Genomic DNA, 26,185 nt, shown 5'->3' with positions numbered 1-26,185 from the left:
AGTTTATATCTTATTCTACGGAAAATTGTTACCATCAAAAAACTGTACATGTTAAATATACAGTTTTTTGATAGTGTAGTTGTGCAATGTTTAGAAATTTCACATACCGTATTTTAAAAATAAATATAGGAAAACCAAAAAGTAATGTAGAATATATCGTACATACATATATAGAGTCAACATAAAAGATAAAGAGGTGGGTATATGTTACTTGAGGAAGTAATGCAGCAACTAGAAGGATATGGAACAGAACAAAATCGAAAAACGTATAAAAACCACGGAGCGAAAGAGCCGTTATTTGGAGTTAGTTTTGCAAATTTAAAATTGTTAAAAAAGATGATAAAAAAAGATCACGATTTAGCAGTTGAATTGTGGGAAACGAAAAATATGGACGCGATGACATTAGCAACTTATATTTTAGACCCGAAGAAAATAACGACAGAGCAGCTTAATAGTTGGGTTCAGGATGTTGATTATTACTGTTTAATGGATGTTCTTATGACATCTATATGTACTTCGCCAATTGCAATAGAAAGAATGGAAGAGTGGACAAAGTCTAATGATGAATGGATTGGAAGAGCTGGCTGGTCTTTATTAGCAAATATAGCGATTAAAAATAAAACGTTACATGATGATTTCTTCTCTCCGTACTTAGAAGAGATTAAAGAAAATATACATAATGAAAAAAATAGAAAAAAAGAAGCGATGAATAGTGCTTTAATCGCAATAGGAATTCGTAATGAAGACTTAGAGCGACAAGCGATTGGAATTGCAAGTGAAATTGGAAAAGTAGTGGTTGATCACGGTGCAACATCATGTAAAACACCAGATGCAGAAAGCTATATAAAAAAAGCGAGAGAAAGAGCTAAAAAAAAGAAAGTGGAATAAGAAAAGAGGAGCGGTTATGAAACCAATCGAAGCAGCACAAAACATAATTACATCACAATTTCCGAATTGTGATGTAGCTTTACTCGGCGGAAGCGTTGCACGAGGAGAAGCGACGAAAACATCTGACCTTGATATTGTAATAGTTGACCACAGTTTAACTTCTTGTTATAGAGAATCTTTCTATAGTAATGGATGGCCTGTTGAGGTGTTTGTTCATAATTTTGAAACATATAAAACTTTTTTCAAAATGGATTGTGATCGAGGGAGACCGTCGTTACCACAATTAGTTTCAGAAGGGATTGCATTAAAAGGGGAACAGGAAATTGTTGAGAAATTAAAAAAAGAAGCGAATGATTTACTACATAAAGGACCAGCTAAATGGACCGAAGAAACGATTAAGCAGAAGCGATATTTTATTACGGATACTTTAGATGACTTTATTGGTGCAACGAAAAGAGAAGAAGAATTGTTTATCGCTAATTTATTAGCGGATTTAGTACATGAATATGTATTAAGAGTAAATGGTATGTGGCTTGGGAGTTCAAAATGGTTTATTAGAGTGCTAAGAAGATATGATGAGCAATATGCAAACAAATTTGTAGCGGCTTTTGATTATTTTTATAAAACGGGAGAGAAAAATGAATTAATTCATTTTATAGAAAAGACGTTAGAGCAGTATGGTGGAAGAGTGTTCGAAGGATTTTCTATTGGTAAATAAAAAGGGGAGAGAACAATGAATGTACCATATGTTCAATTAAGAGAATTGACACTAGATGATGTAGAAGATCGCTATCAATGGTCATTAGATAGAAATGTAACAAAGCATTTAGTTGTACCAGATCAATATCCTCCGTTCACTCGTGGAGATACGAGAAACTGGATTGAAGCTTGTATAAGCCGAAAAAATGGTTATGAACAAAGGGCAATCGTTACTGAGACAGGTATACATATTGGATGGGTAGACCTTAAAAATTTTGATAAAACAAATAAAAATGCAGAACTAGGAATTGCGATTGGAAATAAAGACTATTGGGGTAAAGGGTTTGGAATGGCAGCTCTAAACAGCATGTTACAAATAGGTTTTTCCCAGTTTGAATTGGAGAAAGTTTGGTTACGTGTAGATGAAGATAATACACAAGCTAAAAAGAGTTATGAAAATGCTGGATTTGTATGCGAAGGGCTAATGAGAAATGATCGATTGAGACAGGGGAAGTTCATTCATCGCAATCGTTACAGTATATTAAAAGAAGAGTATGAATCAAAAAAAGTAGCCTATAAAAATATTATGTAAATTAAAAAGGGGAAGATAAAATGATTCGATTACTTACAAAAGCGGATGCAAAACAATATTGGGAGTTACGTTTACAAGCATTACAAGTAAATCCAGAAGCATTTGTAACGACTTATGAAGAAGCAGTACGTCAAGAAAAACCTCTTGAACGTGTTGCTAGTAATCTTTCATCCAACAGTAGTTTTACATTTGGTGCTTTTAATAATGAAAATCGTTTAGTTGGGGTTGTTACTTTATTAACAGAAGAAAAGGACGCATATAAGCATAAAGGACATATCGTTGCGATGTATGTAGATACTGAAAATCGAAGAAGTGGTCTTGCACGTGATTTAATACGTAAAGCAATTGAAAGGGCAAAAGAGATGAAGCTAGAGCAATTCAATTTAGGGGTTGTGTCAACGAACGAACCAGCAAAACGATTATATGAATCAATGGGATTTAAAACGTACGGAATTGAAAAAAGGGCTATAAAAATGAATGGTGTGTATAGTGATGATGAACATATGGTGTTGTTCTTTTAAGAGAGAAAGTTTTGTATGAAAAAGGGGAAACTGCGACAATAAGATGGGGAATATGGCATATAGCAGATCATAATCGGTATCATCAAGCTCATATAAGTCAATTGAGGAAATTATACAGAGAATATAAACTACATATTCTTTAATTTTTGAATGAACGAACGCCTCTAAATAATAATTAAAGGAGGCGTTTGTTTTTATTCGTTCGCTTTTCTTCCCAAGCTATCATTCAATTTACTGGTTTCTCAATAGAAAACCAGTAAATTGAATGTGCAATAGTTGGTAGCCATCTTTTATAGCGGATGCGTATATTTTCATGGTGAGTATAGTGGGTCGAGATTAAAGTAGATTTTGCCCCTTGAAAATTTTGGTATGTAATGACCTCGATTTCATACCAATGCACTTTATTCCCATGTAAATCTACCACAATTCCTTCATTATCCCAAAATGAAATGTAAGTTTGTATGTAGATTTTTCATCGCGTATACTAAAATATATGTCATAGAGATTAAAAATTAAATACAAGGGGTTTTACAATGAAAGCAATTGTTATAGGGATACTGGCATCATTTTTCTTTGCCTTTACTTTTGTTTTAAACAGGGCAATGGACTTAGAAGGTGGAAGCTGGATTTGGAGTGCATCATTACGGTATTATTTTATGGTTCCAATGCTATTACTTATTGTTATGTATAGAGGGAACTTAAAGCAACTCTTTCAATATATGAAAAACAATCCGAAAGAATGGTTAGTTTGGAGTATCGTTGGATTTGGTCTCTTTTATGCACCGCTTAGTTTTGCTGGAGCGTTCGGACCAGGTTGGCTCGTTGCATCAACATGGCAAATTACAATCGTTGCAGGGATTTTGTTAACACCATTTTTTGCGGTGGATCCACTACATAAAAAACTTCCGATGAAGGAATTAGTTATGTCGGGCATTATTTTATTCGGTGTTGTTCTCATGCAAGTAGAACATGCTTCTTCATTAGGTATTCGTGAAACCATTTTATGTGTAGTTCCTGTAGTTATTGCAGCATTTGCGTATCCTCTTGGAAATAGAAAAATGATGCAAGTTTGTAAAGGGGAATTAGATGTATTTCAGCGAGTACTCGGTATGACATTAGCAAGTTTACCATTTTGGTTTTTATTATCTGGTTACGAAGTATCAACTGGCGGATTACCGTCAAGTAGCCAAGTTTTTCAATGTTTTATTGTAGCAGTTAGCTCTGGGTTAATCGCGACAGTATTATTTTTCTTTGCGACAGATCTTGTAAAAGATGATCCGCAAAAATTAGCAACAGTGGAAGCGACGCAGTCTGGTGAAGTTTTATTTGCGCTAGTAGGAGAGCTGATCTGGTTATCTGCACCAATTCCGTCATCATTATCTTGGATTGGTATGAGTCTCGTTATTATTGGAATGATACTTCATAGTTATGTGGCTGTCGTTGTAAAAAAAGAAGAAAAAATAACGGCGTAATGAGATTAGCTCTTTTTATTAAGAGCTAGTCTTTTTTCATAGAAAGGGATGAAAGTATGAATATACAGCGCGTTGAACAAATTGAAAAAGATTCAATATTAAATGTGCTACAATATGCTGTCGGTCCAAATGAAATAAGCTTAAAGAAGGCAGTAATATTTTATCAAAGTAATAAAGGGACTTTGTACAAATATGAAGAAAAAGCTTGTCTAGGTATTGAAATAATCGGAGAAACTAAAGCAAGAATATGTCATATAGCAGTGGCTCCAGATTATCGTCAAAAAGGAATTGCACTGCAAATGATTAAAGAGATTGTAAGAGTATACCAATTGACTTATATAGAAGCGGAGACAGACGATGGGGCGGTAGAATTTTATAAAAGAATTGGTTTTCAAGTTAAAAGTTTAGGAGAAAAATATCCAGGGATAGAAAGATTTCATTGTTACATGGAAAAATAGTATAAAAAAATGCATATGGAGTATAGTTTGAAAAAAATAGGATTTACATTTTTCTTCATTTCAAAAAAACTCTCGCTCATCATTATCTACGATTTTAATAGAGTTTTGAGGCTTCAGTAATACATATTTTTGTAGTAATGAATATGATTAAGTTAAAAATTAAGAAAAATATGATAATATATTTATATAAAAGTTTAAATTTACGTAGCTAGTGGGGGAACCAATATGAAAATGAATGAAATAGTTGCAAGTACACAATTTCCAAATACAATCGAAACAATAACAAAAGATTTAAAAGCATTAGGAGTCGAAAAAGGAATGACAATTATCGTTCATTCATCACTAAGTTCTATCGGGTGGATATCTGGTGGTGCGGTTGCTGTAGTAGAAGCATTAATGAAAGTTGTTACGGAAGAAGGAACGATAATAATGCCAACGCAATCTTCGGATTTGTCCGATCCGAAACATTGGTCAAGGCCACCTGTACCGGAAGACTGGTGGCAAATTATCCGAGATAACGTCCCAGCATTTGATTCACGTATAACCCCAACAAGGGGAATGGGTGAAATAGTTGAATGTTTTCGTACATATCCGAATGTAGTACGTAGTAATCATCCGTTAGGAAGTTTTGCTGCATGGGGAAAACATGCAGTAGAAATAACAATGAACCATTCGTTATCAATGAGCTTTGGAGAAGAATCTCCATTAAGAAAAATATATGATTTAGACGGGTACGTATTATTAATTGGTGTTGGATATGATTCCAATACGTCTGTTCATTTATCCGAGGTGCGTTCTGGTGCATGTGAGTTAATACAAGTAGGAGCACCTATTATAGAAAACGGTGAAAGAGTGTGGAAAGAGTTTGTTGAAATGGATTACGAATCTGAGAAGTTTGTAGAAATTGGTGTGGAGTTTGAGCGAAAAGGAACTGTAAAAAATGGGAAGATAGGGAATGCAACGTGTCGTCTAATGAAACAGCGTGATATAGTTGACTTTGGAACAGAATGGTTTCGTAAGAAAAATTAGTAAGGGATGGTTACAATGAAGGGGAAAAAGGTATTAATTACGAGCGGTGGTTGTCTAGAAAAATGGGATCAAGTACGCGGGCATACGAATATGGCCAAAGGTACAATTGGAAGGATAATCGCAGAAGAACTTCTAGCTAAAGGGGCACATGTTATATATTTACACGGTTATTTTGCGGAGAAACCGAGTGATGTACATAGAGGGTTAGAATTACATCCGTTTGAAGGAATCGTTGATTTACAAGATAAAATGAAAAGTATCATCACACATGAAAAGGTTGATGCAGTCATTATGGCAGCGGCTGGATCAGATTGGATTGTGGAGAAGATTTGTGATCAAGATGGTAATGTTCTTAATATGAACGGAAAAATTTCAAGTGATATAGCACCGATTATTCATTTTCAAAAGGCTCCAAAAGTATTAAAACAAATAAAAGAATGGGACCCAGAAACAGTGCTTGTTGGTTTTAAACTTGAAAGTGATTTAAGTGAAGAAGAACTGTTTGAAAGAGCAAAAAATAGAATGAAAGAAGCAAGGGCGAATGTAATGATTGCGAATTCACCACATTCTTTATATTCGCGCGGAGCTGTGCATTATGTAATTGGACAGAATGGTAAAGGGAAGTTGTGCAATGGGAAAGATGAAACAGCGAAAGAAATTGTCAAAAGCTTAGAGATATTATGTAATCGTGTCACTGCTTTTTAAAATTAAGTTTTTAGATAAGAATGAATCCGCATAGTAATAAGTAAGCGAAACTTTAATTGGTGGGAATTTTACTTTTACACGAATGTGAAGCGTATATCAATCAAGAGCTATACACAGAATAATTGGTGAGGAGTGGATTCTATGGAACATTTATTAAAGCAAGCTATTAAACTTAGAAACGAAAAGAAGTATGCGCAGTCTAAAGAGATGCTTATAGGATTAACAAACTTTACAAAGGATGCAGAAGTACTGTATCAGTGTGCGTGGATACATGATGTAATGGGGCTAGAAACAGAAGCAGTTCCGTATTATGAGCAGGCAATCGCAAATGGACTTGATGGCGAATCGCTTTGCGGTGCTTATATTGGTTTAGGAAGTACATATCGTTGTATAGGGGAATATGAAAAGGCAATTACAGTATTAGAAGCTGGGGTGAAAAAATTCCCAGAGAACGCTCCGATGAAAGTATTTTTATCATTAGCAAAATATAACGTAAACGATCACGAATCAGCGATGAAATTATTACTTGAAACTGTCGTGAAAGTAGAGGAAGTAAAAGAATTTGAACGTGCCATTTCATTTTATAAAGACCATTTAAATGAGGTTTTTAAATAAAGGAGTGAACGTATGAAGGCTACACTATCACAAAGGCGAAAAGATATTTGGATTGGACTCGTCTCTTTAATTATGCTATCAAACTATTTATTGTATGCCCTTCCAATTGTACCAGTTGCGCCGAAAGAAGTTGTGCTTGGGTCATTATTAGATTGCATGTTTGTCATTCCAATCATCACGTATTTCTTCATTATTCGAAAAAGATACTCATTAACGTATATAGTTCCTGTTGTAATAGCTGGTTATATTTTTGCAAGATTTATTATTCCAAGTGACTATTTACAAGCTTTTTCATTCATCTCTTATATTATTGTTGCGGCTGAAATTGCATTTGTAGGTATAGAATTATTCCTTCTCTATAAAATTGTTAGAGTGCTTCCTAAAATAATAAAAAAATATAAAGAATATAGAAGAGAAAATTATTCCTTTTCTTATGCAATTGATGCAGCGTTTGACGCTACTATGAAAAGAAGTAAGTTAGTAGATGTCATTCTAACAGAGTGTAAGTTAATCTATTATGCGTTTTTATCGTGGCGTGAAAAAGTACCAACAGGTAAATCTGTATACTCATATCATAAAAAGACTGGTGCTATAGGTGTGTATATCATGATTATTCACGCAACAGTAATTGAAAGCATTGGTTTTCATTATTTACTACATCAGTGGAATTCAGTAATAGCATGGATTTTACTTATTTTAAATGTATACGCGATGATTTATTTTATAGCTGAAATACAAGCGATGCGCAAAAATCCCCTTGTCGTAACAGAAGAACAAGTAATCATTCAAATCGGATTAGGAAAGAAAATCGTTATGCCATTTACACAAATAGATAGTATTGCGTTCTACAAGGGGGAATTGCTAACGGCAAAAGAAGGGAAACAGGTATTGGATGCAACTGTTATGGAGTTCATAAAAGAACCTGCTACTTTTGAAATAACATTAAAAGAGCCAGTGAAAGCGCAGTTGTTATACGGCTTTTCTAAAACAGTAAGTCGTGTTTACTTAAATGTTGATGAAGAACGAAAATTTTATGATGCGGTTAAGGAAAAGTTAAAACATGAGTAATAGTGCTGTTAGTTGCATAAAAACAAATGAGCTTCCGTTAGAAGTGAAAAAATATGAAACATGGATAGTGAAAAACTCTTTCTAAATAAGAAGGAGTTTTTATTATGTACTTGTATAAATCATTATATAAAAAACTATATACTTCTTTATCACTACATAAATGGATATAATTGAGGATAGAACTAGCATAAGGGGAAACAAAATAATGAATAAGTTACTTACATCGAAAATTGAAATTATAGAAAGAAAAATCCGGTATAACTCAACAATAGTAGATCACAATTGCTTATTACTTGAAAAACAATCACAAAGTATCGTTTTGTTTCGCGAGGTGCAGTATTCATTTACAATGACTGCAAATGATACTAAGTTAACAATCCCAAAAGGGAGTTATACAATCGCATATTACTGGAAAGATCGTCCGTACAATTTATACGTATGGAGAGATATAAAAGGAAAGTATTTAGGTTCATATTTTAATATCGTAAAAAACACACAAATAAAAGATGAAGTGGTTTCCTTTGAAGATTTAATCATCGATATTATGGTACTTCCAAATGGAGAATACTTCATATTGGATGAGGATGAAGTACCAGAACCATTAGGAAATTTCGAAGGTGGTTATGTGAAGAAAGCTCTTTATGGATTAAAAGAAATCATTCAAAAAGAGCTTCCATCAATAGTTTTGGAGACAGCCAGGGTGCAGAGGAAATAAAATTAAATTACATAAATATTTTGAATAGGAATGAGTAGTCTTAAGTTATACGATCTAACTTTTTTGATAAATCTAAGGTTAGTAGCATATTTCTTGAAATTACTCTTTTTTTGTAGAAATTTCGTCGCTTAGTTATTAAATCCCATCAAATGCATTTAGCGTGTGAGTTTTCTTATTGGTTACAGTGGATTAAAGATCATAAAAAATAGTAAGTAAACGATACCGTTTAAATAAAAAAAAAGTAAAATGTTCAAACAAATCATATGTATGTTTTAATAAAACCTAGTTGACTTATCGGAAATATTTGTATAATATGTACTTAATTCCATAACATATTGCTGATTGGAGAAACCAAAGGCATTTTATCAACAGATAAAATGCCTTTGGTTTTTTTATTGCACAAATACTGAATCTGTTCATTTATATGAATCATTTTAAGGAGGGGAAGAAATGACTGTTTCAATTGATGGGGTATCAAAATGTTTTTTGAAACAAACTGGTATTGTTCAAGTATTAGAGAATATTAATGTTCAATTAGAGAAAGGGGATTTTGTTACAGTAATCGGTCCGAGTGGGTGTGGAAAAAGTACATTACTAAAAATTGTTGCAGGTCTAGATAATGATTTTGAAGGTGAAGTTGTTATTGACGGGGAGCCTATTTTAAAAACCAGCAAGAAACAAGGTTTTATTTTTCAAGAACATAGGCTTTTTCCATGGTTAACAGTTGAAGAAAATATAGCGGCAGATTTGTCGTTAAAAGATAAGTATGTGAAAGATAAGGTGAGAGAATGGGTTGAAATCGTTCGGTTAGATGGCTTTGAAAAATCGTATCCGAAAGAAATTTCAGGCGGGATGTCACAACGTGTTGCGATAGCAAGAGCGTTATTAAGAGATCCCAATATATTATTACTTGATGAACCTTTTGGAGCGCTGGATGCTTTTACTCGAAGTCATTTACAAGAAGTATTGCTAAATATTTGGGAGCAGAAGAAAACAACAATGATATTCGTTACACATGATATAGACGAAGCGATATATCTTTCAAACCGAATCATCATTATGAGTACAAAGCCTGGAAAAATACATAAAGTAATTGAAAATAATTTGCCTTATCCGCGAAATAAAACTTCTCAATTATTCCAACAACTTCGAACGAAAGTATTACAGCAGTTTGAATATGGAGGATTGATTCAAACAAGTATATAGGAAAAGGGTGATTTTATATGTATAAAAAATTTAAAGTTCTTTCTTTTGCTTTAGCTATATCAGTATGTTTATTAGGATGTGAAAAAAGTACAGTAAGTAGTAAGAAAGAAGATGTAACAATACAAATTGGTATACAGCAAGGATTAAGCCCGCTATTACTAGCAAAGAAAAAGGGGTGGTTTGAAGAGGAGTTTAAAAAAGAAGGAGTTAAAGTGAAATGGACAGAGTTCCAAAGTGGACCTCCTTATTTTGAAGCAATTGCATCAAACCGATTAGACTTTGGTGAAGTAGGGAATTCTCCAGTCATTTCAGCGCAAGCAGCAGGTATTGGATTTACCGAAATCGCCAATACAAGTTATGCGAGAAAAGGAACTGGAATTCTCGTTCAAAAAGATAGCAAGATTACGAGTGTAAAAGAGTTAAAAGGTAAAAAAATTGCAGTAGCAAAAGGAAGTAGTGCCTTTAATTTATTATATCGAGCACTCGATAAAGAAGGTATCGATGCAAAAGATGTAAATGTCATTCAATTACAACCAGACGAAGCGCAGCCTGCATTTGAATCAGGATCAGTAGATGCATGGGCGATTTGGGACCCTTTCATATCATTACATACATTAAATAAAGGTGCGAAAGTGATTGCAGACGGTGAAACATTAAATGTCTCTTCACCAGAATTTTTAATTACGAGAACAAAATTTGCGAAAGAACATCCAGAATTAGTTGAGAAATTCCTCAAAGTTTATGAGAAAGCACGTGTATGGCAAGATGCTAACTTAGATGAAGCAATAAAAGTATATACTTCTGTAAAAAAGATAGATGCGGAGATCGTAAAAGAAGTGTTTAATCACGACAAACCAATTTTAGTTCCGGTAACGAAGGAAATAATAGCAGAACAACAAAAGACAGCGGATTTTCAATATAAGCTCGGTTCTATAAAGAAAGAACTTAAGACGGAAAAAGTTGTAGATAATTCTTTCGTAGAAAAAGCATTGAAAGCGAAGTGAAAAGAGGTTTTGTAAAGTGGAAAATACGAAAGCTGTTATGAAACCAGCGAGTATAACGATTGAGAAAAACAGCGTCAAGAAGGTGCGAAAGTTAAATGTAAAAATTTTAGTAAGGGCGATTACTATACCGGTTATTATATTAATAATTTGGCAGTTGGCTGGCGTATTCGGTCTTGTTTCTAAAACAGTCTTACCAACACCATTAGATATTTTTCTAGCTTTCCAAGATCTTATTAAAACAGGAGAGTTATTCGGCCATTTAAGTATTAGTGTATTTAGGGCTGCGGCTGGTTTCTTTATTGGCGGAGGCTTAGGAATCATTTTAGGAACGATTGTTGGATTTTCAACGAGAAGTGAGCAATATTTAGATCCATCTATGCAAATGTTAAGAACTGTACCTCATTTAGCTGTTGCACCGCTTTTCGTATTATGGTTCGGTTTTGGTGAAACAGCTAAAGTGTTATTAATTGCAGATGGTGCATTTTTTCCTTTATACGTAAACGCATTTTTAGGTATTAGAGGTGTGGATTCAAAGTTATTTGATGTTGCGAGAGTGTTAGAGTTTAGTAAAAGAAAATTAATCACGAAACTAATTTTACCAGCTGCATTGCCTAACCTTTTACTAGGAGCAAGGTTATCGTTAGGTGTTGCATGGGTGAGTTTAGTAGTAGCAGAACTTATGGGGTCTACAGAAGGTATTGGCTATATGATTATGGATGCAAGGCAATTTTCAAATACAGATATCGTATTTGTCGGCATAATTATATTTGCATTTGTTGGGAAGTTTTCTGACTCTCTAGTACGTTTACTAGAAGTGAAGTTTTTAAGATGGCGAGATAACTTTAAAGGTGAGACAGGGGATTAACATATAAATTATTAGGGGTAATTTATATAGAATGTGTTAGTATACGACTCAAAATAAATAAGGGGTGTGTAAAGGTATGGAATTATTATGGTTTATTCCGGCTTATGGAGATGGTCGATATTTAGGAACGACAAAACGAGGAAGAGCAGCTGAATATGGTTATTATAAGCAAGTTGCTGCGGCAGCTGATTATTTAGGATATACGGGTGTTTTACTTCCAACTGGTCAAGGATGTGAAGACCCTTGGGTGTTAGCTTCAGCTCTTGCTGCTGAAACAGAAAAACTAAAATTTTTAGTAGCAGTGAGACCAGGACTAATGTCACCTACAGTTGCAGCGAGGATGGCATCTACATTTGATAGAATTTCAGATGGGAGACTACTTATCAATGTAGTAGCTGGAGGAGATCCAGTTGAACTACAAGGAGATGGATTATATCTTGAGCATGATGAAAGATATGAAGCAGCGGATGAATTTTTAAAAGTTTGGAAATCGACATTGCAGGGTGAAACGATCTCTTTAGAAGGAAAACATATTAAAGTTACAGATAGTAAAGTTGTCTTCCCACCAGTTCAAACGCCCTATCCTCCAATATATTTCGGGGGATCATCAACTGCTGGAAAAGAAGTAGCAGCTCAACATAGTGATGTATACTTAACGTGGGGAGAGCCGCCAGAGCAAGTGAAAGAGAAAATAGAAGAAGTAAGAAAACTTGCAGAAGAGAAGGGGCGTACAGTACGATTTGGCATTAGATTACACGTAATTGTAAGAGAGACAGAAGAAGAAGCATGGGAAGAGGCAGAACGTTTAATTCAATATGTGGATAATGAAACAATTGAGCTTGCTCAAAAGACATTTGCAAGATATGATTCGGTTGGTCAAAAACGGATGGCACATTTAAATAAAGGTACGAGAGAGTCGTTAGAGATAGGCCCTAATTTATGGGCTGGAATCGGACTTGTAAGAGGTGGGGCAGGTACTGCACTTGTAGGCGATCCGCATACAGTAGCAGAAAGAATAAAAGAATATGAATCGTTAGGAATTGATACGTTTGTTTTATCAGGATATCCACATTTAGAAGAAGCATATGAAGTGGCAGAATTGTTATTCCCATTATTGAAAGACGAGAAGAAAGAAGCAAATAAAATTGTTGGTGAAATGATTGCTGATGCATATGCATTAAAAAAATAGTCAGAAATAAAGTTTCATCTATTTATTGCTTCATTTTGTTTATTGCCTGTTAATACGGGATAAAAAATCCGCAAGTTATTCGCTTGCGGGTTTTCATCGTAAATTATTAGAAAATATGGTAAAATTAAAGGGTAACTTAAGGTGCGGTTGGTTGTTCAATTATCACTTCTCCGAGTAGGAGGGGGGTGATAATACGTGAGTGAAATAGCGTTGCTACTGCAGGGTGGACTGTTTCTCGTTGCATTGTTAACGTTCGTCGTCGTTTTAATAGACAAGCTCAAAAAATAACAACCCACCTATGCCTATAGAATGTGGGTTGTTTTGTTTGTAAGAAACAAATAGGATAAATGAACAATCCAATCTGCTAAGTTACGTGGACTAGTGTGTAGCCGCACACTAGTCTTTTTTATTTATATACAATTTATAATTGGTTTATGTGATTGTATTGTTCTTTTCATACTCATTATAACACAGTGTCTTTTCATCAAGAAAGGAGACCGTATGTTCTGGTCCTTGTTATATAGTAGGTGCTTTTTCTTTAAACAGCCCATCCATATACTGTTTTAAACTTTGGACATGAAATTTCTGTGTATTCACATTATTTACACCGACAATGGGTGATGGAAGGTCAAATCTTTTTTCTGATAAATGAACGACAACATCAAAGATGTCAAACAAACGAATGAAGCAAAACAAACCGTCTTTATCGCTAAGTAAAATAAAGTAATGATTTTCACTACTTGTATTTAGCGTATTCCATAAAGAACTTTTGCTTAAATCACGTACAATGCTTTTTTCTTTTAGTTCCACGAAATCTGCATTTGAGAGAATGGTAGAGATATCAATTGCATCTTGATTTTCAAAGTAGCCATCAACTGTTTGTACAGCGAATGTATAAGCCATTTTTAATATACTCATTTTATATTTACGGTTATCTAATAGCAATTCACGTTGAATAGAACTTGCTACTTTCGTTACACGTTCCTCTTTCCAAATTTCATTATGTAAGGAAATATCGTGCTTTTTACATAGTTTCATAATTAATGCATTAGAATAAAGAATTTCGTCGCTTACTTCGACAACATCAGTCTCAGCAGCCGCAAGTTCTTCGCCGTGCTCATTCGTATAGAGTGGGGAATCAATTTGTCTTTTCATTTGTTCAATCTTAAATTGACTCAATTTATGCCTAATTAAAGGACGATCAATATTTGTTGTCATTTGTTCATGGCAAGTATCACAAATTGAGTTTGTGAAATAATATCCACATAATATTTCTGGAATGACATATTGTTCACTAAGTTCTTTCGTATCTTTTCTGCAAATGATGCATTGTGTCATTTTTATCACCTTTACCTGCAAATTTGTATGTAATCTCATTGTAGTGTATTTATCGGTATTTTGGAATATTGTAAAGGAAAATATTATGTGAAATTCATACTTATTTTGGTACAATGAAGAGAAGTGCTAGTTTAAAGGAGGCCATTTTTTTGAAATCAAAAGTGCACTTTTGGACATTAGAAGTGCTAATGGTTGTAGGAATCATATTTATTTGCACAAAAATATCATTTTTATTTCAACCGATTGGTATCTTCATATCAACATTATTTTTCCCAATCTTAATCGCGCTTTTTTTATACTTCATATTTAATCCTGTATTAATCTTTTTGGAGAATAAAAAAGTACCTAGAAATTTAGCGATATTGCTGTTATATCTTTTTATCATAACATTAACTGCGGTTGGCGTTGGAGTAGTTGTTCCTACGATTTCACAACAGCTAATGGACTTAGTAAAAAATATGCCAGGCTACATAAAAGAGGGAAAAGTATACATACAAGAATTATCACATCATAGGTTGTTTGAATGGTTATCTACACAAAACTACGTTTCCATTGAAACAATTGAAAAAAATGCGATTGAATACTTAAAAGATATACCAAATACAATTACGTCGAGTGCAACGGCTTTATTTGGTATTATCACGAACGTTGCGTTAGTTGTATTTACTGTACCGTTCATTTTATTTTACATGTTTAAAGATGGACATGCCTTTCCAGGAAAAGCGGTAAGTTTATTACCAGAGTCTTACCGTGAAGATGGGCTTCGTATCATTAAGGAAACGAACGAAACATTATCTGCATATATTCAAGGGCAAGCGCTCGTTTGTATATTTGTAGGTGCTTTTACTTTTATCGGTTATTTAATTATCGATTTACCGTACGCTTTTGTTTTAGGAATTATAGCAGCATTTACAAACATCATTCCTAACTTAGGTCCATTTATCGGAGCAGCACCAGCTGTTATTGTAGGACTGTTCGTATCTCCGATGCAAGCCTTATACGTAATTATTATCGTAACAATTGTACAACAGTTTGAAAGTAATATTATTTCACCACGTATTATGAGCTCAAAATTAAACATCCACCCATTAACAATTATTATCCTAATTTTAGGGGTAGGTAACTTTGCTGGAATCATCGGAATGATTTTAGCAGTACCAGTTTATGCAGTAACAAAAACAGTTGTTTCGAACTTAGTGAGATTGTTTAAGACGAAGAGAAGTAATCGGAAATAGTAAAACCTAAGAAAGATACACCTCTTTTTAAGTGGTGTATCTTTTGTTTATAAAAAAAAATTAAAAGCGGGTTGATTTGATTTTATTATATATTTTTTATATATCAAATTCAGTGATGAACTTGTGTGATATAAGCTCTATAAAACTATGTGGAATCCCTCTGAACTATCCAAATCATTTCTTTACAGCGTGCTATTAACATCATAATCTACTCCTTTCAATTCTATATAGTTAAACGATTAAAGATGAGTGTAGTATTTGCTTCTACGATCTCGAATTTCATTAATAACTTGTTTATATTGTCTTTCTTGTTTTAATTCATTTTGAGATATTGTTTCTTTTTGAATCGTAATCGTTAAAAAGAAAAGGTGAAACTTCATATGTGAATTCCTCCTTTCGAATTGGAATTACAGATGACTACAGTAATGACTTTGTCTTTCTTTTACAGAATCCATAGCCTGATTAATTTGTCGTTCATGAAGCATTTCAGACTCAGAAAATTTATTTTTTTGAATGGTAATGGTTAAAAAGAATACTTTAAATTTCATAAAATAATTGCCCCTTTATAAGTGATTTAGAAAAAACGAGTGTAATAAGAAATTAAAGGTGACTACAGTAATGACTTTGTCTTTCTTTTACAGAATCCATAGCCTGATTAATTTGTCGCTCATGGAGCATTTCAGACTCGGAAAATTTATTTTTTTGAATGGTAATGGTTAAAAAGAATACTTTAAATTTCATTAGATAATTACCCCTTTATAAGTGATTTAGAAAAGACGAGTGTAATAAGAAGATTGGCGCTCTTTTACTTCGTCCATAATGTTTTGGATGTGTTGCTCGCGTAAAATCTCTTTCTGTGAGAGCTTACGTTTTTGAATGGTGATTGTTAAAAAGAATGCTTTAAATTTCATGAATATATTACCCCTTTAAAATATATTTTTAATACATTTGAGTGTAGTGCGAACTTTTAATGTCAGTTATTTTATCAGTCAGTCGTTTTAACTGTTGTTTACGATTGATTTCAGTTTCAGATAAAGTATTTTTTTGAAGCACAGTCGTAAAAAAGAAAATATGAAAAGTCATAAATGAATTCCTCCTTTCGAAAAGGAATTACAGGTGATCACAGTAAAGTGCTTGGCGCTCCTTAACATCATTCATAGCTTTTTCAATTTGCTGATTATGAAGAATTTCATCTTTGGAAATTGTATTTCTTTGAATCGTAATACTTAAAAACAATACGCTAATAGTCATTGAATGTTGCTCCTTTCTTAGAAAAATAATGTAAGAGACTAAAAAAATCGCGCAAAAAAACCACAGGAAGATACAGTTCTCCTATGGCTGGGCGTGAAAAAGCCACAGGAAAGTATACGACCTCCTGTGGCGAATTTATGAATTAAATGAAATAAAGTACGATTTTCAATTCTCCATTAGGGTGGTCGAATTCATATTTAATTGTCCAGAAAACACAGGTGCAGTTAACGCTAAAGTTAATGCATGTAATTGTAATTTCATCATTTCCTTCGACCTCCTTTTAGAATTTTTTTCTTACGTTAGTAAGTATATACAATTAATGGATAATTGTAAACATAAAAAATGAAAATTTTTAATTTTGATTAAAATGCGTATATTTAAAAAGGGATTTGAAAGTAAATATTGTAATTAACGAATATCGATAAAAATGGGGGATGCTAAATGAAATATATGCATCATAACATGATCGTTATGCTAACAATTTTTTTATTCATTGCGGCTTGTTCTGACGGAGAAAGAATAAAAGATATATATGATGTTAGTTCAGATGATTTTAAGAAATATACTGGGACATACGTTGGTAATAATTCAGATGTGGTTGCAATTGTTAATCATTTACCCGGTGGTGGAACAGTTCAAAGTATAAGTTTAGGAAAGTTTGGCGGGAAAATAATAATCATGCTATATGAAAACTTCTCATCTGAGAAGTTTTTTGTTTTTATGTGTAAGCGAAATAATTTGTTGAAGTGCAAGCTACTATTCAATATGATAAATATAAAAACTTCGCGAGAAAGTGGGAAGTATAAAAATGCGTACAATTTTACTTTTTCTAAACAACATGTCCATCGATAAAATAGAGAACATTAGACATAAACATGATCCTTTATTTGGATTAATTCTACCGCATATAACAATCGTATTCCCATTTAAGAGTAATATTTCAAATGATGAATTAAAATCTCATATTTTTAATGTATCAATAGGGGGAGGCAAAATTGAAATTGAGTTTGCAAATCGTATCACTAGTGTAGGAAACTATTTGTTTTTAGAAGTTGATGGAGGAAGAAAACAAATAGAAGAACTACATGATAGGCTGTATACAGGACCTTTATTACAATTTTTGAAAGAAGACATTCCGTACATCCCGCATGTAACAGTCGGAAGAAAAGAAAGTGCCGAATTAGCTGCTGAAGTAGTGAAGGAGATTCCTAGTTTTCATGGGGAGTTAAATTGTGTGATTGATAGAATAAGCGTGGAGCGAATTGGAGAGAACGGGGAATCAATTATTGAATTTGAAGTGCCATTTCTAAAAAGCTGACAAAAGTCAGCTTTTTATTTCGTAGCATGAAGTAATGCACCAATTGCACCGCTATTACCACCATCTTGTAAAAAGATTGGTGTTTTATTTTGATATTCGGTGTAGCTACTAATAATATGTTGAAGTTGTACGTTATTACATAAAGTCGAACCAATATAAATAATATGTTCAATGTTTTTTGTTTCAGCGAATTGAAGGCTTAATGCAGTAACGACTTCACCGACAAGTCCTTGCACAGTAGCTAGTATATCGGAGCTACTATTATTTGATTCTGTAATGGCTGCTTTTCCGAAGTTGCTAGCAGTTAAGTTATTATCGATAGGGGAAAGAATACCACCATAAATATCTCCAACCGTAATATCTAGTTCTTTTCTAGATCCTACTTTTGTTAGAGGTATTATATCTTCAAAATGATCTATATTTGTTAACAATTTTGAAAGTCCCATAATAGTCCCACCGCCAACTCCGGTTCCACCAGCGCGAATATATTGTTCATTATAAACATAATGGATAGAAGTACCTGTACCGATATTGGTTAAAATAAAATTGTTTATAGTGTGTTTTTCTTCTTTTAATATGTATTGGACACCTGCAAGAGTAGATTCAAATTCGTTTAGCTCTATTATTTTATATGAACCTGTAAGCAGTTGCTGTAATAATTTCGATTTACCACCCGTAATACATATTTGTTTTATGCCATTGTTGTTTTTAATCCAATCTATTATTTTATGTTGTTCATGAGAATAAAATTTTTTAAAAGTTAATAGCTTTTTTTCGTTAAAATAAGCTATTTTCGTTAATGTGCCTCCAGCATCGATACCGATAGTACGTTCCATTTTCCTGCTCCTAACTACGTAATATGTTTTCCTATTTACTTAATTGGTTGAGAATAGATATTTCCAACTGATATAAGGAACACTTTAATCTGCTTGATATATTAATAGTTTTTCTATAGTTACAATAGGCTGGTCGTTGACAGTTGCAATACCTTTACCAAGAACAAAACCTCGGCGATTGCGCGTTAGCTCATAATGTAAATCAAGTTTATCACCGGGATATGCTTTTCCGTGGAATTCAACTCCATCTAAAGAGGAGAGGAATCCTAGTCCTCCAGAATCACTTGTATGTACAAATGCACTAAGCTGAGCAAGTGCTTCTACAATTAACATATGAGGCATATGTTTTTGACTATCATTTATAAACCATTCGTTATTTGTAATGAGTTTATATCCTGTAACGAATTCATCTTGTTTTGCATTTGTTACTTTATCAATCATTAAAAATGGATAACGATGGGGAAGTGTGTCTTTAATATGCATATGAAAGTACCTCCAATTAATAATACCCCTGCTAAAGTTAAGCAGGGGAGTGGGAACTAATTTTTAACTAATTCATTTACTTTTTCAAGGACGAAAATGCCGCTATTTCTAATGTTTTCAACAACTTGTTGCAACACTTCTTTATTTTGAACGAGTGCAATACGTACGAAGCCTTCTCCGTGAGGTCCAAATGCATGACCAGGTGTAACAACGACATTTGCACGATCCATTAATGCATAAGCGAAGTCTAGAGAAGTCCATCCTTGTGGAATTTCAGCCCAGACAAACATACTACCAGCTGGCTTATCGACATTCCAGCCAAATGTTCGGAATCCATCGATTAGTGTATCTCTACGTTCTTGATAAATTTCACGGTTTTTCTCACAAAACGTAGCACCGTTTCTTAGTGCAGCACATGCCGCTTTTTGAATTGGTAAAAATACACCGTAATCGGTATTAGATTTAAATTGAGTAAGTGCACGAACAATTTCTTCGTTTCCAATCATATATCCAATACGGCTACCTGCTAAACTATAACTTTTTGACAAAGAATTGATTTCTACACCAACTTCTTTAGCACCAGGTACAGAGAGGAAGCTAATTGGCTTATTACCATCGAAATAAAATTCAGCATAAGCAAAATCATGGACAACGATAATATTATGCTTTTTCGCGAATGCGATTACTTCTTTAAAGAAATCTTCATGAGCTATTGCTGGAACGGGATTCCCTGGGAAGTTTAAAATCATCATCTTCGCTTGATCGGCAATTTCTTCAGGGATAACTTCTAAGTCTGGTAAGAAATCATTCTCTTTCGTTAAAGGCATGTAGTAAGATGTTGCACCAGCCATTTGAATACCTGTTTCATAAGCTGTATATCCTGGATCAGGAACTAATATAATATCACCTGGATTTGCATAAACCATAGGTAAATGAACGAGCCCGTCTTGTGAACCCATTAATAATAAAACTTCTTTATCCGCATTTAATAAAACGTTATGAGTGTTGTTGTAATATTCAGTTACAGCTTCGTGAAATTCTTGAATACCGGATAATGTATACCCGTAGCTCTCTTTTTCACTCGCTGTATGTACCATTGTTTCTCTTACAAAATCAGCGGGCGGCATATCAGGATTTCCGATGCTCAAATCAATCATGTTATGACCTGCTGCAATTTTTTCTTTTTTATAGGCTCCTAATTCACTAAATATAGAAGATTGGAATGCTTTCATTCTAGTTGCTAACGTGTAAGTCATCAAAACCCCTCCTAAAACAGTGCTTTCATTCTGCATTTTTAATTATTCTGAAAACACATGTTTATATTTTATCATTTTTTTATGAAAATTAAAACGATTGACAAATTTAGAGGAAGGATCAGCCTATTTTGAAAAGTATCGATGTAAATAGCGTAGATGTGTTAATTGAAATGTGTATTATATGATTCATTTTATATAACTTAAGGTATTTTCTAGTTTTTATTAAGCATATTTCTCATGTTTTGAATGAAAAAGAATACGAAAACAAGGGCTATTTTTGTGGACGATTTCTAAAGTGAAATAACGCAGAAAATATTTTCTGCGTCTCCTCTGAAATGTAATCATTTCTTTTTATATGTGCATAATTTTTCGGCTGTCAAAAAGTATACATTTAATGTACCGTCGGCAACTTTTAAAGTTTGGTCCGATGTAAATGAATTACCATAATCAATGTGATATACATTAGAATTTTTTACAAATGAGCCTTTATATAAATCGTCTTTATTCTTTGTTGTTTGCATTTCTACTAAATTTTGCACAATTTTCTCTTTATTTTCTTTTTTGACAACTGTTTCAAATTTATAATATACAGGACATTCACCTTTTTTATTGTCAACGACTTCCCAAGAACCGTATATATCGTTATTGCTGCATCCACTAAGTAGGATAATTAGTATAGGAATTGTAAGTAGAACCTTTTTCATTTTGTGCTCCTTTCTTTTAAATTTGAATAAACGTGCGAATGCGATAGGGATATTATAATAAATAAAGTTTAAATTTTTTTAAAGAATTATTTAATTTCATATAAAAATTTAGGAGAAATTAAATAAGCATGAATCTAGTGTAAAGTCAGATTCATGCTAGTACTATAGCCTATGTTATGTCTTTTTTGAGGATAAATAAAGAGGAAAGCAGAATTACTATTCCATTTAATATATATACGCTTGCGATCATAAAGGCTAACGTACCTGCGCCAAATCCTGCTTTATCGAATATAGAAGCAAATGTTGCGATAGTCAAAAAGATAATGGGAGTCAGTAGTAAAAATATGAAACCTGCCACGATTCTTTTTTTAAACTATGTCCAGATAAGGAAATGGCTAAAAAGTTTAGGATGCTAAACAGAACAATTGCAAAGAGCAGGATAATAAATACTTCGATGCCATCAGACATTTTACCACTCCTTTTATAAAGAGTACTTTTTATAATCTATTCGAAATAAAAGGGGGATACTCCTTTAGGTAATTTCAATAAACGTAATAAATAGGCGTATTATAAAACAAAGAAGTATGGATTCAATATTAGATCCATACTTCTTTGTTTATTTTATAAATTCGCAGATTGCGAATGCTGTTTTTCATAATGTTTCTGCTTAGAAAGGGAAATAGAAATAATCAATAATGAAACGACTCCGAAGATGAGAACCATATATTGTAACCCAATTGTATCTAAGAAGAAGCCTGTGCCAAGTAAGACGATTTGGAACATAACCCTCTCAAACATATTACGGAATGAGAAGAGGCGACCGTGATAACTTTTTTCCACTTTCGTTTGGAAAATCGTCGACATAATAGGGAAGAAGCAGCCAACACTAAACCCAAATAAACCAAATGATGTAAGAGCCATCCATTTTATATCGCTAAAGAACAATGACAGATGTGCAAAAGCAGTACAAACTGCGAAGAAATATAGTAATTTTTCAGGTTTGAAATGATCAGATAGACGTTTAATTACGAAGGCACCTAACATAAATGCCACACCTTCAATTGTATATATGAACCCTTTAATCGTAGGATCATGTTGCATTTCGCTAATGTTAATAACCATTAAATTAAACCCAGCTATAAATAATAGAGGGATGATACTTAATATAAGTGCTGTAAAAGCAATAGGAATTCCTTTTAAAATACGAAATACTTCCATAAAGCTATTATCTTTTGCAGCTTGTTTACTTGGTGTTGTTGATTTCTTGTCTTCGAATTGTAGGAAGAAAGTCGAGAGGAATAATAAGGCGTATGCTGCCATTGAGAAGGCATACATGTACTGTAAACTCATCACAACTAAAAGAATTCCACCTAGTGAAGTACCTGCAATACGAGCAATTGTACCAACATTCATATGTACACCGTTCATTTGTAATAACTCATGCTCACGTACGATGAGTGGAATTACAGATTGTAATGCAGGGAAATAAAATGCTGCTGAAATTTGAAGAGCAACCATAAATGCAATCATAAATGCGATACTTTCAAATTGAATAGCAAAAAACATGAAAATAACACTTAAAACTCGACCAAATCCAGCGTAAAGAAGAACTTTTTTCTTTTCATACTGATCGATGACACGGCCAGCCATAGGTCCAACTAGAACACCGGCTAATAGTCCGATAAATAATATAACTGATTTCATGAAATCAGAAGGGACATATTTTTGCATAAATTCAAGGTTACCAAGAATACCAAGCCATAATCCTAGACCTGCAATAAACTCCCCAATTAGAACAATCCAAACGTTTTTATTACGCCACATAACATAAAACCTCTCCGTCTTTTAAAATGAAAAACTCGTATATAAAACCTCCTTATTTATGTATTATTTTCATACGAACTTTTTTAGAGTCAGAGTCTATATTACGTGTTTCATAATTGGATTTCAATCTTTTTGATTTGTCAAAAGTTTGATGTGTTAATTGATGAAATAAGTGAATCAAAACGTAAAAAATTTATGATTAAAGCTAATAGAAAGTAAAGGTACATATAAAAAAGCAAGAACGTATAACTACGCCTCGCTTTTCTCAAGTACAAAATTAAATATTAGATTCACTTAGCAACATTTACGCTCTTGTCCAATAGCTAAAACGCTAAAAGATAGTGGGCCAACAACTTCTGCGCTTGCACCACTAGTAAGGTTTTCTACAGTTAATGAATATTCGTGTGTTCCACTGCCAACGTTTTGATCTATAGCTTGAAATGTTTGTACGTACAATTGCTTTATTTGGAGAAAATGGGACTGCAAAAGTTGTTTCATCAGTTTTACTTACAGGATGAGTAGTTTGGACAAATACTAGAATATTTTAATAAAGTCGAAAACAAGTGTTGGAAAGAAGCAATTCACATAAAAGCATCAAGAATATATCCCAACTAAATGATATTTTTCTTAATGCTTTTTGTAATTAAGCAGAATATTCTTCTTTACGTACTTCAAAAAATTCATTACGTCGTAAGTAATTATAAATTTTCTCTGAAACCTCTTCTTCTTCAGACACTAAGAAACGATGATCAAAAGCGTAGAAAGATTGACCTTTAATTAATTTTACGTAATACATATTAAACGCCTCCTGACACTAGATTATTACTTGCTTCATATTATGATGGCCTATATGTCTGCTAAAAATACTTGGAGTTTCAAAGGGGATAAGTAAAGGGATAAAAGAGCTTACAATTCTGTAAGGTTTATGTCACCTTTTTCGATAGTTTACATTTACCAATTTCTTCTATAATGCAAATAGGTTACATAAAATAAGGGGGTAAAAAGATGGATGAAATAATTGGAGAAGTTGTAGCTGGTATTTGTGAATTTGTAGTGGAAGTAACAGCAGATGCTATAGGAAGTTTAGTTTCCGGAAATGATGAGGAAAAAGAAACATTATAATAATTTGTAAAAGAATAAAGTTAATCAAATTATAAAGGCTGATTTCTAAAGGGAATTCAGCTTTTTTATTTTTTACATTATATTAACTTAATTTGAATATTCATTTGTTATCATATTTAAGAAGCCTATATAAGGAGGTGAATAAACAAATATGTCGAATTCAGGGCCTGATTTATCTGTTTCTCGTTTGATTGTGGTAAATATAGAGGAAAAAGAATATCATTTTATTGTTCGTGAACATCCGATTGTAGGGAAATTTATTTCGCTATTTGAAAATGGAAAAGAATACGGTTTAATAGATAAACAAATCGCTAATAAAGATAAATTTATTACATCGGAGCTTACTAAGTTAGATTATTTTAATATAGATGTTTTATATCTTACACCTGGGTGGATATGGATTGGTATGGATCAATTCGGTTTACATGCTCGTGAGGCTACTTATAACGAAGTAGATGTTATTATGAAGTTGAAAGAGGATTTATATTATATAGATATATACGAAGAAATAAAAATGTAGTAAATATTTAGTCAGGTTAGGGGGCAAGTTCCCGTAGCCTTTTTTTGTTTAATGGAAGAACGTGTAATCATATTATTTTGATTATAAGGGAACATGATGAGAAGTGAGATGAAAAGAGGATTTGAAAATACATGAAGAGAATTGTAATAATTATATGAGTCGTATATGTAAATAACAATAGAAAGAAGATGATAATATGAGTAAAGAAGAGCTTGTGAAAAAACAGTTTGGCAGTAATGCAGATAAATATGTAAATAGTAAAATACATGCTAAAGGACTGGATTTACAATATGTAGTTCAACAAGTTGAGTCTCGTCATAATAATCGTCTTCTTGATGTTGCTACTGGTGGCGGGCATGTGGCAAATATGTTAGCACCTATGTTTGAAGAAGTAGTTGCACTTGATTTAACAGAACAGATGTTAGAAAAAGCAAAAGTTTTTATAAAGCAGAATGGTCATGAAAATGTATCATTTGTAGCAGGAAATGCAGAGAATTTACCATTTTCAGACCATTTTTTTGATACAATTACATGCCGGATTGCAGCCCATCATTTTACGAGTCCGGCTCAATTTATTTATGAAGTAAATCGTACGTTGGAGGATAATGGATTATTCATCTTAATAGATAATGTTTCGCCAGAAAATAATGAATATGATACATTTTATAATTTTATAGAAAAAAAGCGTGACCCAAGTCATGAACGAGCTCTAAAAAAGACAGAATGGCTTACTTTATTAGAAAAAAACGGTTTGCAAATGCAGTCATGTCTGACTTTTGATAAGAAGTTTGATTTTGACTGGTGGTGTAATATGATGGATGTCCCTGTACAAAAGCGTGAAAAGTTAACAGAATGTATGATGAAAGCACCAAACGAAATGAAGGGATATTTTAATATTCAATTTAAAAATAATAAAGTAGAATCGTTCTATACTGAAATGGCTATGTTTATATGTAAAAAAAGTACAACGTTAAAAAGATAAATGTGTTGCAGTCTTTCTGAAGTACGATATACTTAGTACAGAGAAACTGAGAATTGAGGAATAGTTATAATGATTCGTGTACGCATTGAAGGTACTGAGGAAGAAATGCTTGAATTTATGGGGAAAATGCCAGACATTCCTGGATTTGAAAAGACACATATGAGAGAGCCGAGAAAAGGAAATAACCCGAAATACGATTCAAGTAAAAATGTACTTGCATATTTGTCTTATAAAAAGATTGAAGTCGCCAATAAATAGGCGGCTTTTTTAGTTTGCGCTGTTTCACCGCC

At 33.1% G+C, this 26,185-nt stretch carries 35 protein-coding genes and 3 pseudogenes; 23 read left to right on the top strand and 15 right to left on the bottom strand.

Annotated features, from left to right (window positions below):
- The first annotated feature begins 204 nt into the window (after nucleotides 1–204).
- From F3I02_RS22475 to F3I02_RS34125, 17 genes and pseudogenes are all read left to right on the top strand, one after another.
- Entirely contained in the window at nucleotides 205–888 is a 684-nt protein-coding gene (locus tag F3I02_RS22475; RefSeq protein WP_196478460.1) for a DNA alkylation repair protein, read from the top strand.
- A gap of 16 nt (nucleotides 889–904) precedes the next feature.
- The gene (locus F3I02_RS22470; protein ID WP_000802426.1) at nucleotides 905–1,606 is read left to right on the top strand and encodes a nucleotidyltransferase domain-containing protein; all 702 of its coding nucleotides are present in this window, start codon (nucleotides 905–907) and stop codon (nucleotides 1,604–1,606) included.
- 15 nt (nucleotides 1,607–1,621) lie between these two features.
- Nucleotides 1,622–2,179 carry a GNAT family N-acetyltransferase gene (locus F3I02_RS22465; protein WP_196478459.1) on the top strand — a complete coding sequence of 186 codons (558 nt, stop codon included), beginning with the start codon at nucleotides 1,622–1,624 and terminating at the stop codon, nucleotides 2,177–2,179.
- A 20-nt stretch (nucleotides 2,180–2,199) separates the two neighbouring features.
- Nucleotides 2,200–2,700 (top strand): GNAT family N-acetyltransferase, encoded by a 501-nt coding sequence (locus F3I02_RS22460; protein ID WP_000620319.1) that lies wholly within the window; start codon nucleotides 2,200–2,202, stop codon nucleotides 2,698–2,700.
- A pseudogene (locus tag F3I02_RS22455) lies at nucleotides 2,697–2,843 on the top strand (DinB family protein); the annotation flags it as partial. The gene F3I02_RS22460 and the pseudogene F3I02_RS22455, both read left to right, overlap by 4 nt.
- Nucleotides 2,844–3,233: 390 nt before the next feature.
- A complete protein-coding gene (locus F3I02_RS22450) occupies nucleotides 3,234–4,172 on the top strand; it encodes a DMT family transporter (protein ID WP_000644589.1) in 939 nt (312 codons plus the stop codon).
- A gap of 56 nt (nucleotides 4,173–4,228) precedes the next feature.
- Nucleotides 4,229–4,630, top strand: a complete 402-nt coding sequence (locus tag F3I02_RS22445) for a GNAT family N-acetyltransferase (RefSeq protein ID WP_001025789.1) — start codon at nucleotides 4,229–4,231, stop codon at nucleotides 4,628–4,630.
- A 225-nt stretch (nucleotides 4,631–4,855) separates the two neighbouring features.
- Nucleotides 4,856–5,659: an AAC(3) family N-acetyltransferase gene (locus F3I02_RS22440; protein WP_000783346.1), complete on the top strand. Its 804-nt coding sequence runs from the start codon at nucleotides 4,856–4,858 to the stop codon at nucleotides 5,657–5,659.
- Between the two features lie 15 nt (nucleotides 5,660–5,674).
- The gene (locus F3I02_RS22435; protein WP_000676728.1) at nucleotides 5,675–6,364 is read left to right on the top strand and encodes a phosphopantothenoylcysteine decarboxylase domain-containing protein; all 690 of its coding nucleotides are present in this window, start codon (nucleotides 5,675–5,677) and stop codon (nucleotides 6,362–6,364) included.
- A 141-nt stretch (nucleotides 6,365–6,505) separates the two neighbouring features.
- On the top strand, nucleotides 6,506–6,979 hold the full coding sequence (locus F3I02_RS22430; RefSeq protein WP_000400636.1) for a tetratricopeptide repeat protein: 474 nt from the start codon (nucleotides 6,506–6,508) through the stop codon (nucleotides 6,977–6,979).
- A 12-nt stretch (nucleotides 6,980–6,991) separates the two neighbouring features.
- Nucleotides 6,992–8,047, top strand: a complete 1,056-nt coding sequence (locus tag F3I02_RS22425) for a hypothetical protein (protein WP_000648428.1) — start codon at nucleotides 6,992–6,994, stop codon at nucleotides 8,045–8,047.
- A gap of 205 nt (nucleotides 8,048–8,252) precedes the next feature.
- A complete protein-coding gene (locus F3I02_RS22420; RefSeq protein WP_196478458.1) occupies nucleotides 8,253–8,762 on the top strand; it encodes a ribonuclease FAU-1 family protein in 510 nt (169 codons plus the stop codon).
- Between the two features lie 450 nt (nucleotides 8,763–9,212).
- Complete coding sequence (locus F3I02_RS22415) at nucleotides 9,213–9,968, top strand: ABC transporter ATP-binding protein (RefSeq protein WP_196478457.1); 756 nt, start codon at nucleotides 9,213–9,215, stop codon at nucleotides 9,966–9,968.
- A gap of 17 nt (nucleotides 9,969–9,985) precedes the next feature.
- On the top strand, nucleotides 9,986–10,972 hold the full coding sequence (locus F3I02_RS22410; RefSeq protein WP_089148735.1) for an aliphatic sulfonate ABC transporter substrate-binding protein: 987 nt from the start codon (nucleotides 9,986–9,988) through the stop codon (nucleotides 10,970–10,972).
- 16 nt (nucleotides 10,973–10,988) lie between these two features.
- Complete coding sequence (locus F3I02_RS22405) at nucleotides 10,989–11,837, top strand: ABC transporter permease (RefSeq protein ID WP_196478456.1); 849 nt, start codon at nucleotides 10,989–10,991, stop codon at nucleotides 11,835–11,837.
- A 76-nt stretch (nucleotides 11,838–11,913) separates the two neighbouring features.
- Nucleotides 11,914–13,026: an FMNH2-dependent alkanesulfonate monooxygenase gene (gene ssuD / locus F3I02_RS22400; RefSeq protein ID WP_196478455.1), complete on the top strand. Its 1,113-nt coding sequence runs from the start codon at nucleotides 11,914–11,916 to the stop codon at nucleotides 13,024–13,026.
- 195 nt (nucleotides 13,027–13,221) lie between these two features.
- Entirely contained in the window at nucleotides 13,222–13,314 is a 93-nt protein-coding gene (locus F3I02_RS34125; protein WP_001289320.1) for a putative holin-like toxin, read from the top strand.
- A 228-nt stretch (nucleotides 13,315–13,542) separates the two neighbouring features.
- Here the strand turns inward: F3I02_RS34125 and F3I02_RS22395 are convergent, their stop codons facing one another.
- Nucleotides 13,543–14,364, bottom strand: coding sequence for an HNH endonuclease (locus F3I02_RS22395; RefSeq protein ID WP_000189712.1), 822 nt, complete (start codon nucleotides 14,362–14,364; stop codon nucleotides 13,543–13,545).
- Nucleotides 14,365–14,513: 149 nt separating this feature from the next.
- On the opposite strand from F3I02_RS22395, the gene F3I02_RS22390 reads away from it, so the two are divergent.
- Nucleotides 14,514–15,599, top strand: a complete 1,086-nt coding sequence (locus tag F3I02_RS22390; protein WP_196478454.1) for an AI-2E family transporter — start codon at nucleotides 14,514–14,516, stop codon at nucleotides 15,597–15,599.
- A gap of 239 nt (nucleotides 15,600–15,838) precedes the next feature.
- Here the strand turns inward: F3I02_RS22390 and F3I02_RS22385 are convergent, their stop codons facing one another.
- Genes F3I02_RS22385 through F3I02_RS22360 form a run of 6 tightly spaced genes read right to left on the bottom strand, consistent with a single transcriptional unit; the run spans nucleotide 15,839 to nucleotide 16,850 of the window.
- Nucleotides 15,839–15,979 (bottom strand): YrzI family small protein, encoded by a 141-nt coding sequence (locus F3I02_RS22385; protein ID WP_000668498.1) that lies wholly within the window; start codon nucleotides 15,977–15,979, stop codon nucleotides 15,839–15,841.
- Between the two features lie 27 nt (nucleotides 15,980–16,006).
- Complete coding sequence (locus F3I02_RS22380) at nucleotides 16,007–16,147, bottom strand: YrzI family small protein (protein ID WP_000669805.1); 141 nt, start codon at nucleotides 16,145–16,147, stop codon at nucleotides 16,007–16,009.
- A 52-nt stretch (nucleotides 16,148–16,199) separates the two neighbouring features.
- On the bottom strand, nucleotides 16,200–16,340 hold the full coding sequence (locus F3I02_RS22375) for a YrzI family small protein (protein WP_000669805.1): 141 nt from the start codon (nucleotides 16,338–16,340) through the stop codon (nucleotides 16,200–16,202).
- Between the two features lie 26 nt (nucleotides 16,341–16,366).
- Nucleotides 16,367–16,510, bottom strand: coding sequence for a YrzI family small protein (locus tag F3I02_RS22370; RefSeq protein ID WP_000668963.1), 144 nt, complete (start codon nucleotides 16,508–16,510; stop codon nucleotides 16,367–16,369).
- 28 nt (nucleotides 16,511–16,538) lie between these two features.
- Nucleotides 16,539–16,682 (bottom strand): YrzI family small protein, encoded by a 144-nt coding sequence (locus tag F3I02_RS22365; protein WP_000142730.1) that lies wholly within the window; start codon nucleotides 16,680–16,682, stop codon nucleotides 16,539–16,541.
- A 27-nt stretch (nucleotides 16,683–16,709) separates the two neighbouring features.
- A complete protein-coding gene (locus F3I02_RS22360) occupies nucleotides 16,710–16,850 on the bottom strand; it encodes a YrzI family small protein (RefSeq protein WP_000156196.1) in 141 nt (46 codons plus the stop codon).
- Between the two features lie 441 nt (nucleotides 16,851–17,291).
- Between F3I02_RS22360 and F3I02_RS35165 the strand changes: the two genes are divergently transcribed.
- Both F3I02_RS35165 and F3I02_RS22350 read left to right on the top strand, forming a co-directional pair.
- Nucleotides 17,292–17,702 carry a DUF4825 domain-containing protein gene (locus F3I02_RS35165; RefSeq protein WP_196478453.1) on the top strand — a complete coding sequence of 137 codons (411 nt, stop codon included), beginning with the start codon at nucleotides 17,292–17,294 and terminating at the stop codon, nucleotides 17,700–17,702.
- Nucleotides 17,659–18,168, top strand: coding sequence for a 2'-5' RNA ligase family protein (locus F3I02_RS22350; protein ID WP_001259202.1), 510 nt, complete (start codon nucleotides 17,659–17,661; stop codon nucleotides 18,166–18,168). The genes F3I02_RS35165 and F3I02_RS22350 overlap by 44 nt, the downstream gene beginning before the upstream one ends.
- A gap of 14 nt (nucleotides 18,169–18,182) precedes the next feature.
- Here the strand turns inward: F3I02_RS22350 and coaW are convergent, their stop codons facing one another.
- The 8 genes and pseudogenes from coaW to F3I02_RS22310 all read right to left on the bottom strand — a co-directional run bounded on the left by coaW (nucleotide 18,183) and on the right by F3I02_RS22310 (nucleotide 24,067).
- Nucleotides 18,183–19,004: a type II pantothenate kinase gene (gene coaW / locus F3I02_RS22345; RefSeq protein WP_000442497.1), complete on the bottom strand. Its 822-nt coding sequence runs from the start codon at nucleotides 19,002–19,004 to the stop codon at nucleotides 18,183–18,185.
- Between the two features lie 84 nt (nucleotides 19,005–19,088).
- Complete coding sequence (locus F3I02_RS22340) at nucleotides 19,089–19,487, bottom strand: 3-hydroxyacyl-ACP dehydratase FabZ family protein (RefSeq protein ID WP_196478452.1); 399 nt, start codon at nucleotides 19,485–19,487, stop codon at nucleotides 19,089–19,091.
- 56 nt (nucleotides 19,488–19,543) lie between these two features.
- Nucleotides 19,544–20,743, bottom strand: coding sequence for an LL-diaminopimelate aminotransferase (locus F3I02_RS22335; RefSeq protein WP_000222707.1), 1,200 nt, complete (start codon nucleotides 20,741–20,743; stop codon nucleotides 19,544–19,546).
- Nucleotides 20,744–21,084: 341 nt separating this feature from the next.
- Complete coding sequence (locus F3I02_RS22330; RefSeq protein ID WP_000757018.1) at nucleotides 21,085–21,447, bottom strand: hypothetical protein; 363 nt, start codon at nucleotides 21,445–21,447, stop codon at nucleotides 21,085–21,087.
- 169 nt (nucleotides 21,448–21,616) lie between these two features.
- Nucleotides 21,617–21,915 (bottom strand): annotated as a pseudogene (locus F3I02_RS22325) (hypothetical protein).
- 153 nt (nucleotides 21,916–22,068) lie between these two features.
- Complete coding sequence (locus F3I02_RS22320; protein ID WP_000269261.1) at nucleotides 22,069–23,271, bottom strand: MFS transporter; 1,203 nt, start codon at nucleotides 23,269–23,271, stop codon at nucleotides 22,069–22,071.
- Nucleotides 23,272–23,565: 294 nt separating this feature from the next.
- Nucleotides 23,566–23,733, bottom strand: a pseudogene (exsC, locus tag F3I02_RS22315) (exosporium protein ExsC); the annotation flags it as partial.
- A 181-nt stretch (nucleotides 23,734–23,914) separates the two neighbouring features.
- A complete protein-coding gene (locus F3I02_RS22310) occupies nucleotides 23,915–24,067 on the bottom strand; it encodes a YqbF domain-containing protein (protein WP_000291905.1) in 153 nt (50 codons plus the stop codon).
- A 477-nt stretch (nucleotides 24,068–24,544) separates the two neighbouring features.
- Here F3I02_RS22310 and F3I02_RS22305 point away from each other — a divergent pair, with 477 nt between their 5' ends.
- The 3 genes from F3I02_RS22305 to F3I02_RS22295 all read left to right on the top strand — a co-directional run bounded on the left by F3I02_RS22305 (nucleotide 24,545) and on the right by F3I02_RS22295 (nucleotide 26,153).
- Entirely contained in the window at nucleotides 24,545–24,913 is a 369-nt protein-coding gene (locus tag F3I02_RS22305) for a hypothetical protein (RefSeq protein ID WP_000071478.1), read from the top strand.
- A gap of 196 nt (nucleotides 24,914–25,109) precedes the next feature.
- The gene (locus F3I02_RS22300; protein ID WP_000031308.1) at nucleotides 25,110–25,895 is read left to right on the top strand and encodes a class I SAM-dependent methyltransferase; all 786 of its coding nucleotides are present in this window, start codon (nucleotides 25,110–25,112) and stop codon (nucleotides 25,893–25,895) included.
- A gap of 69 nt (nucleotides 25,896–25,964) precedes the next feature.
- Nucleotides 25,965–26,153 (top strand): DUF3970 family protein, encoded by a 189-nt coding sequence (locus F3I02_RS22295; RefSeq protein WP_000621885.1) that lies wholly within the window; start codon nucleotides 25,965–25,967, stop codon nucleotides 26,151–26,153.
- Nucleotides 26,154–26,185 lie beyond the last annotated feature (32 nt).

Source organism: Bacillus sp. SRB3LM, from assembly GCF_015712745.1.
Classification (GTDB): Bacteria; Bacillota; Bacilli; order Bacillales; family Bacillaceae_G; genus Bacillus_A; species Bacillus_A thuringiensis_K.
The sequence above is the reverse complement of the archived record's forward strand: the minus strand, read 5'-3'. Positions and strand labels throughout refer to the sequence as shown.

Coding starts and splice junctions, on each gene's coding strand:
- F3I02_RS22475 (WP_196478460.1), top strand. CDS start 205: ATGTTACTTGAGGAAGTAATGCAGCAACTAGAAGGATATGGAACAGAA.
- F3I02_RS22470 (WP_000802426.1), top strand. CDS start 905: ATGAAACCAATCGAAGCAGCACAAAACATAATTACATCACAATTTCCG.
- F3I02_RS22465 (WP_196478459.1), top strand. CDS start 1,622: ATGAATGTACCATATGTTCAATTAAGAGAATTGACACTAGATGATGTA.
- F3I02_RS22460 (WP_000620319.1), top strand. CDS start 2,200: ATGATTCGATTACTTACAAAAGCGGATGCAAAACAATATTGGGAGTTA.
- F3I02_RS22450 (WP_000644589.1), top strand. CDS start 3,234: ATGAAAGCAATTGTTATAGGGATACTGGCATCATTTTTCTTTGCCTTT.
- F3I02_RS22445 (WP_001025789.1), top strand. CDS start 4,229: ATGAATATACAGCGCGTTGAACAAATTGAAAAAGATTCAATATTAAAT.
- F3I02_RS22440 (WP_000783346.1), top strand. CDS start 4,856: ATGAAAATGAATGAAATAGTTGCAAGTACACAATTTCCAAATACAATC.
- F3I02_RS22435 (WP_000676728.1), top strand. CDS start 5,675: ATGAAGGGGAAAAAGGTATTAATTACGAGCGGTGGTTGTCTAGAAAAA.
- F3I02_RS22430 (WP_000400636.1), top strand. CDS start 6,506: ATGGAACATTTATTAAAGCAAGCTATTAAACTTAGAAACGAAAAGAAG.
- F3I02_RS22425 (WP_000648428.1), top strand. CDS start 6,992: ATGAAGGCTACACTATCACAAAGGCGAAAAGATATTTGGATTGGACTC.
- F3I02_RS22420 (WP_196478458.1), top strand. CDS start 8,253: ATGAATAAGTTACTTACATCGAAAATTGAAATTATAGAAAGAAAAATC.
- F3I02_RS22415 (WP_196478457.1), top strand. CDS start 9,213: ATGACTGTTTCAATTGATGGGGTATCAAAATGTTTTTTGAAACAAACT.
- F3I02_RS22410 (WP_089148735.1), top strand. CDS start 9,986: ATGTATAAAAAATTTAAAGTTCTTTCTTTTGCTTTAGCTATATCAGTA.
- ssuD (WP_196478455.1), top strand. CDS start 11,914: ATGGAATTATTATGGTTTATTCCGGCTTATGGAGATGGTCGATATTTA.
- F3I02_RS22395 (WP_000189712.1), bottom strand. CDS start 14,364: ATGACACAATGCATCATTTGCAGAAAAGATACGAAAGAACTTAGTGAA.
- F3I02_RS22385 (WP_000668498.1), bottom strand. CDS start 15,979: ATGAAGTTTCACCTTTTCTTTTTAACGATTACGATTCAAAAAGAAACA.
- F3I02_RS22380 (WP_000669805.1), bottom strand. CDS start 16,147: ATGAAATTTAAAGTATTCTTTTTAACCATTACCATTCAAAAAAATAAA.
- F3I02_RS22375 (WP_000669805.1), bottom strand. CDS start 16,340: ATGAAATTTAAAGTATTCTTTTTAACCATTACCATTCAAAAAAATAAA.
- F3I02_RS22370 (WP_000668963.1), bottom strand. CDS start 16,510: ATGAAATTTAAAGCATTCTTTTTAACAATCACCATTCAAAAACGTAAG.
- F3I02_RS22365 (WP_000142730.1), bottom strand. CDS start 16,682: ATGACTTTTCATATTTTCTTTTTTACGACTGTGCTTCAAAAAAATACT.
- F3I02_RS22360 (WP_000156196.1), bottom strand. CDS start 16,850: ATGACTATTAGCGTATTGTTTTTAAGTATTACGATTCAAAGAAATACA.
- F3I02_RS35165 (WP_196478453.1), top strand. CDS start 17,292: ATGAAATATATGCATCATAACATGATCGTTATGCTAACAATTTTTTTA.
- F3I02_RS22350 (WP_001259202.1), top strand. CDS start 17,659: ATGCGTACAATTTTACTTTTTCTAAACAACATGTCCATCGATAAAATA.
- coaW (WP_000442497.1), bottom strand. CDS start 19,004: ATGGAACGTACTATCGGTATCGATGCTGGAGGCACATTAACGAAAATA.
- F3I02_RS22340 (WP_196478452.1), bottom strand. CDS start 19,487: ATGCATATTAAAGACACACTTCCCCATCGTTATCCATTTTTAATGATT.
- F3I02_RS22335 (WP_000222707.1), bottom strand. CDS start 20,743: ATGACTTACACGTTAGCAACTAGAATGAAAGCATTCCAATCTTCTATA.
- F3I02_RS22330 (WP_000757018.1), bottom strand. CDS start 21,447: ATGAAAAAGGTTCTACTTACAATTCCTATACTAATTATCCTACTTAGT.
- F3I02_RS22320 (WP_000269261.1), bottom strand. CDS start 23,271: ATGTGGCGTAATAAAAACGTTTGGATTGTTCTAATTGGGGAGTTTATT.
- F3I02_RS22310 (WP_000291905.1), bottom strand. CDS start 24,067: ATGTATTACGTAAAATTAATTAAAGGTCAATCTTTCTACGCTTTTGAT.
- F3I02_RS22305 (WP_000071478.1), top strand. CDS start 24,545: ATGTCGAATTCAGGGCCTGATTTATCTGTTTCTCGTTTGATTGTGGTA.
- F3I02_RS22300 (WP_000031308.1), top strand. CDS start 25,110: ATGAGTAAAGAAGAGCTTGTGAAAAAACAGTTTGGCAGTAATGCAGAT.
- F3I02_RS22295 (WP_000621885.1), top strand. CDS start 25,965: ATGATTCGTGTACGCATTGAAGGTACTGAGGAAGAAATGCTTGAATTT.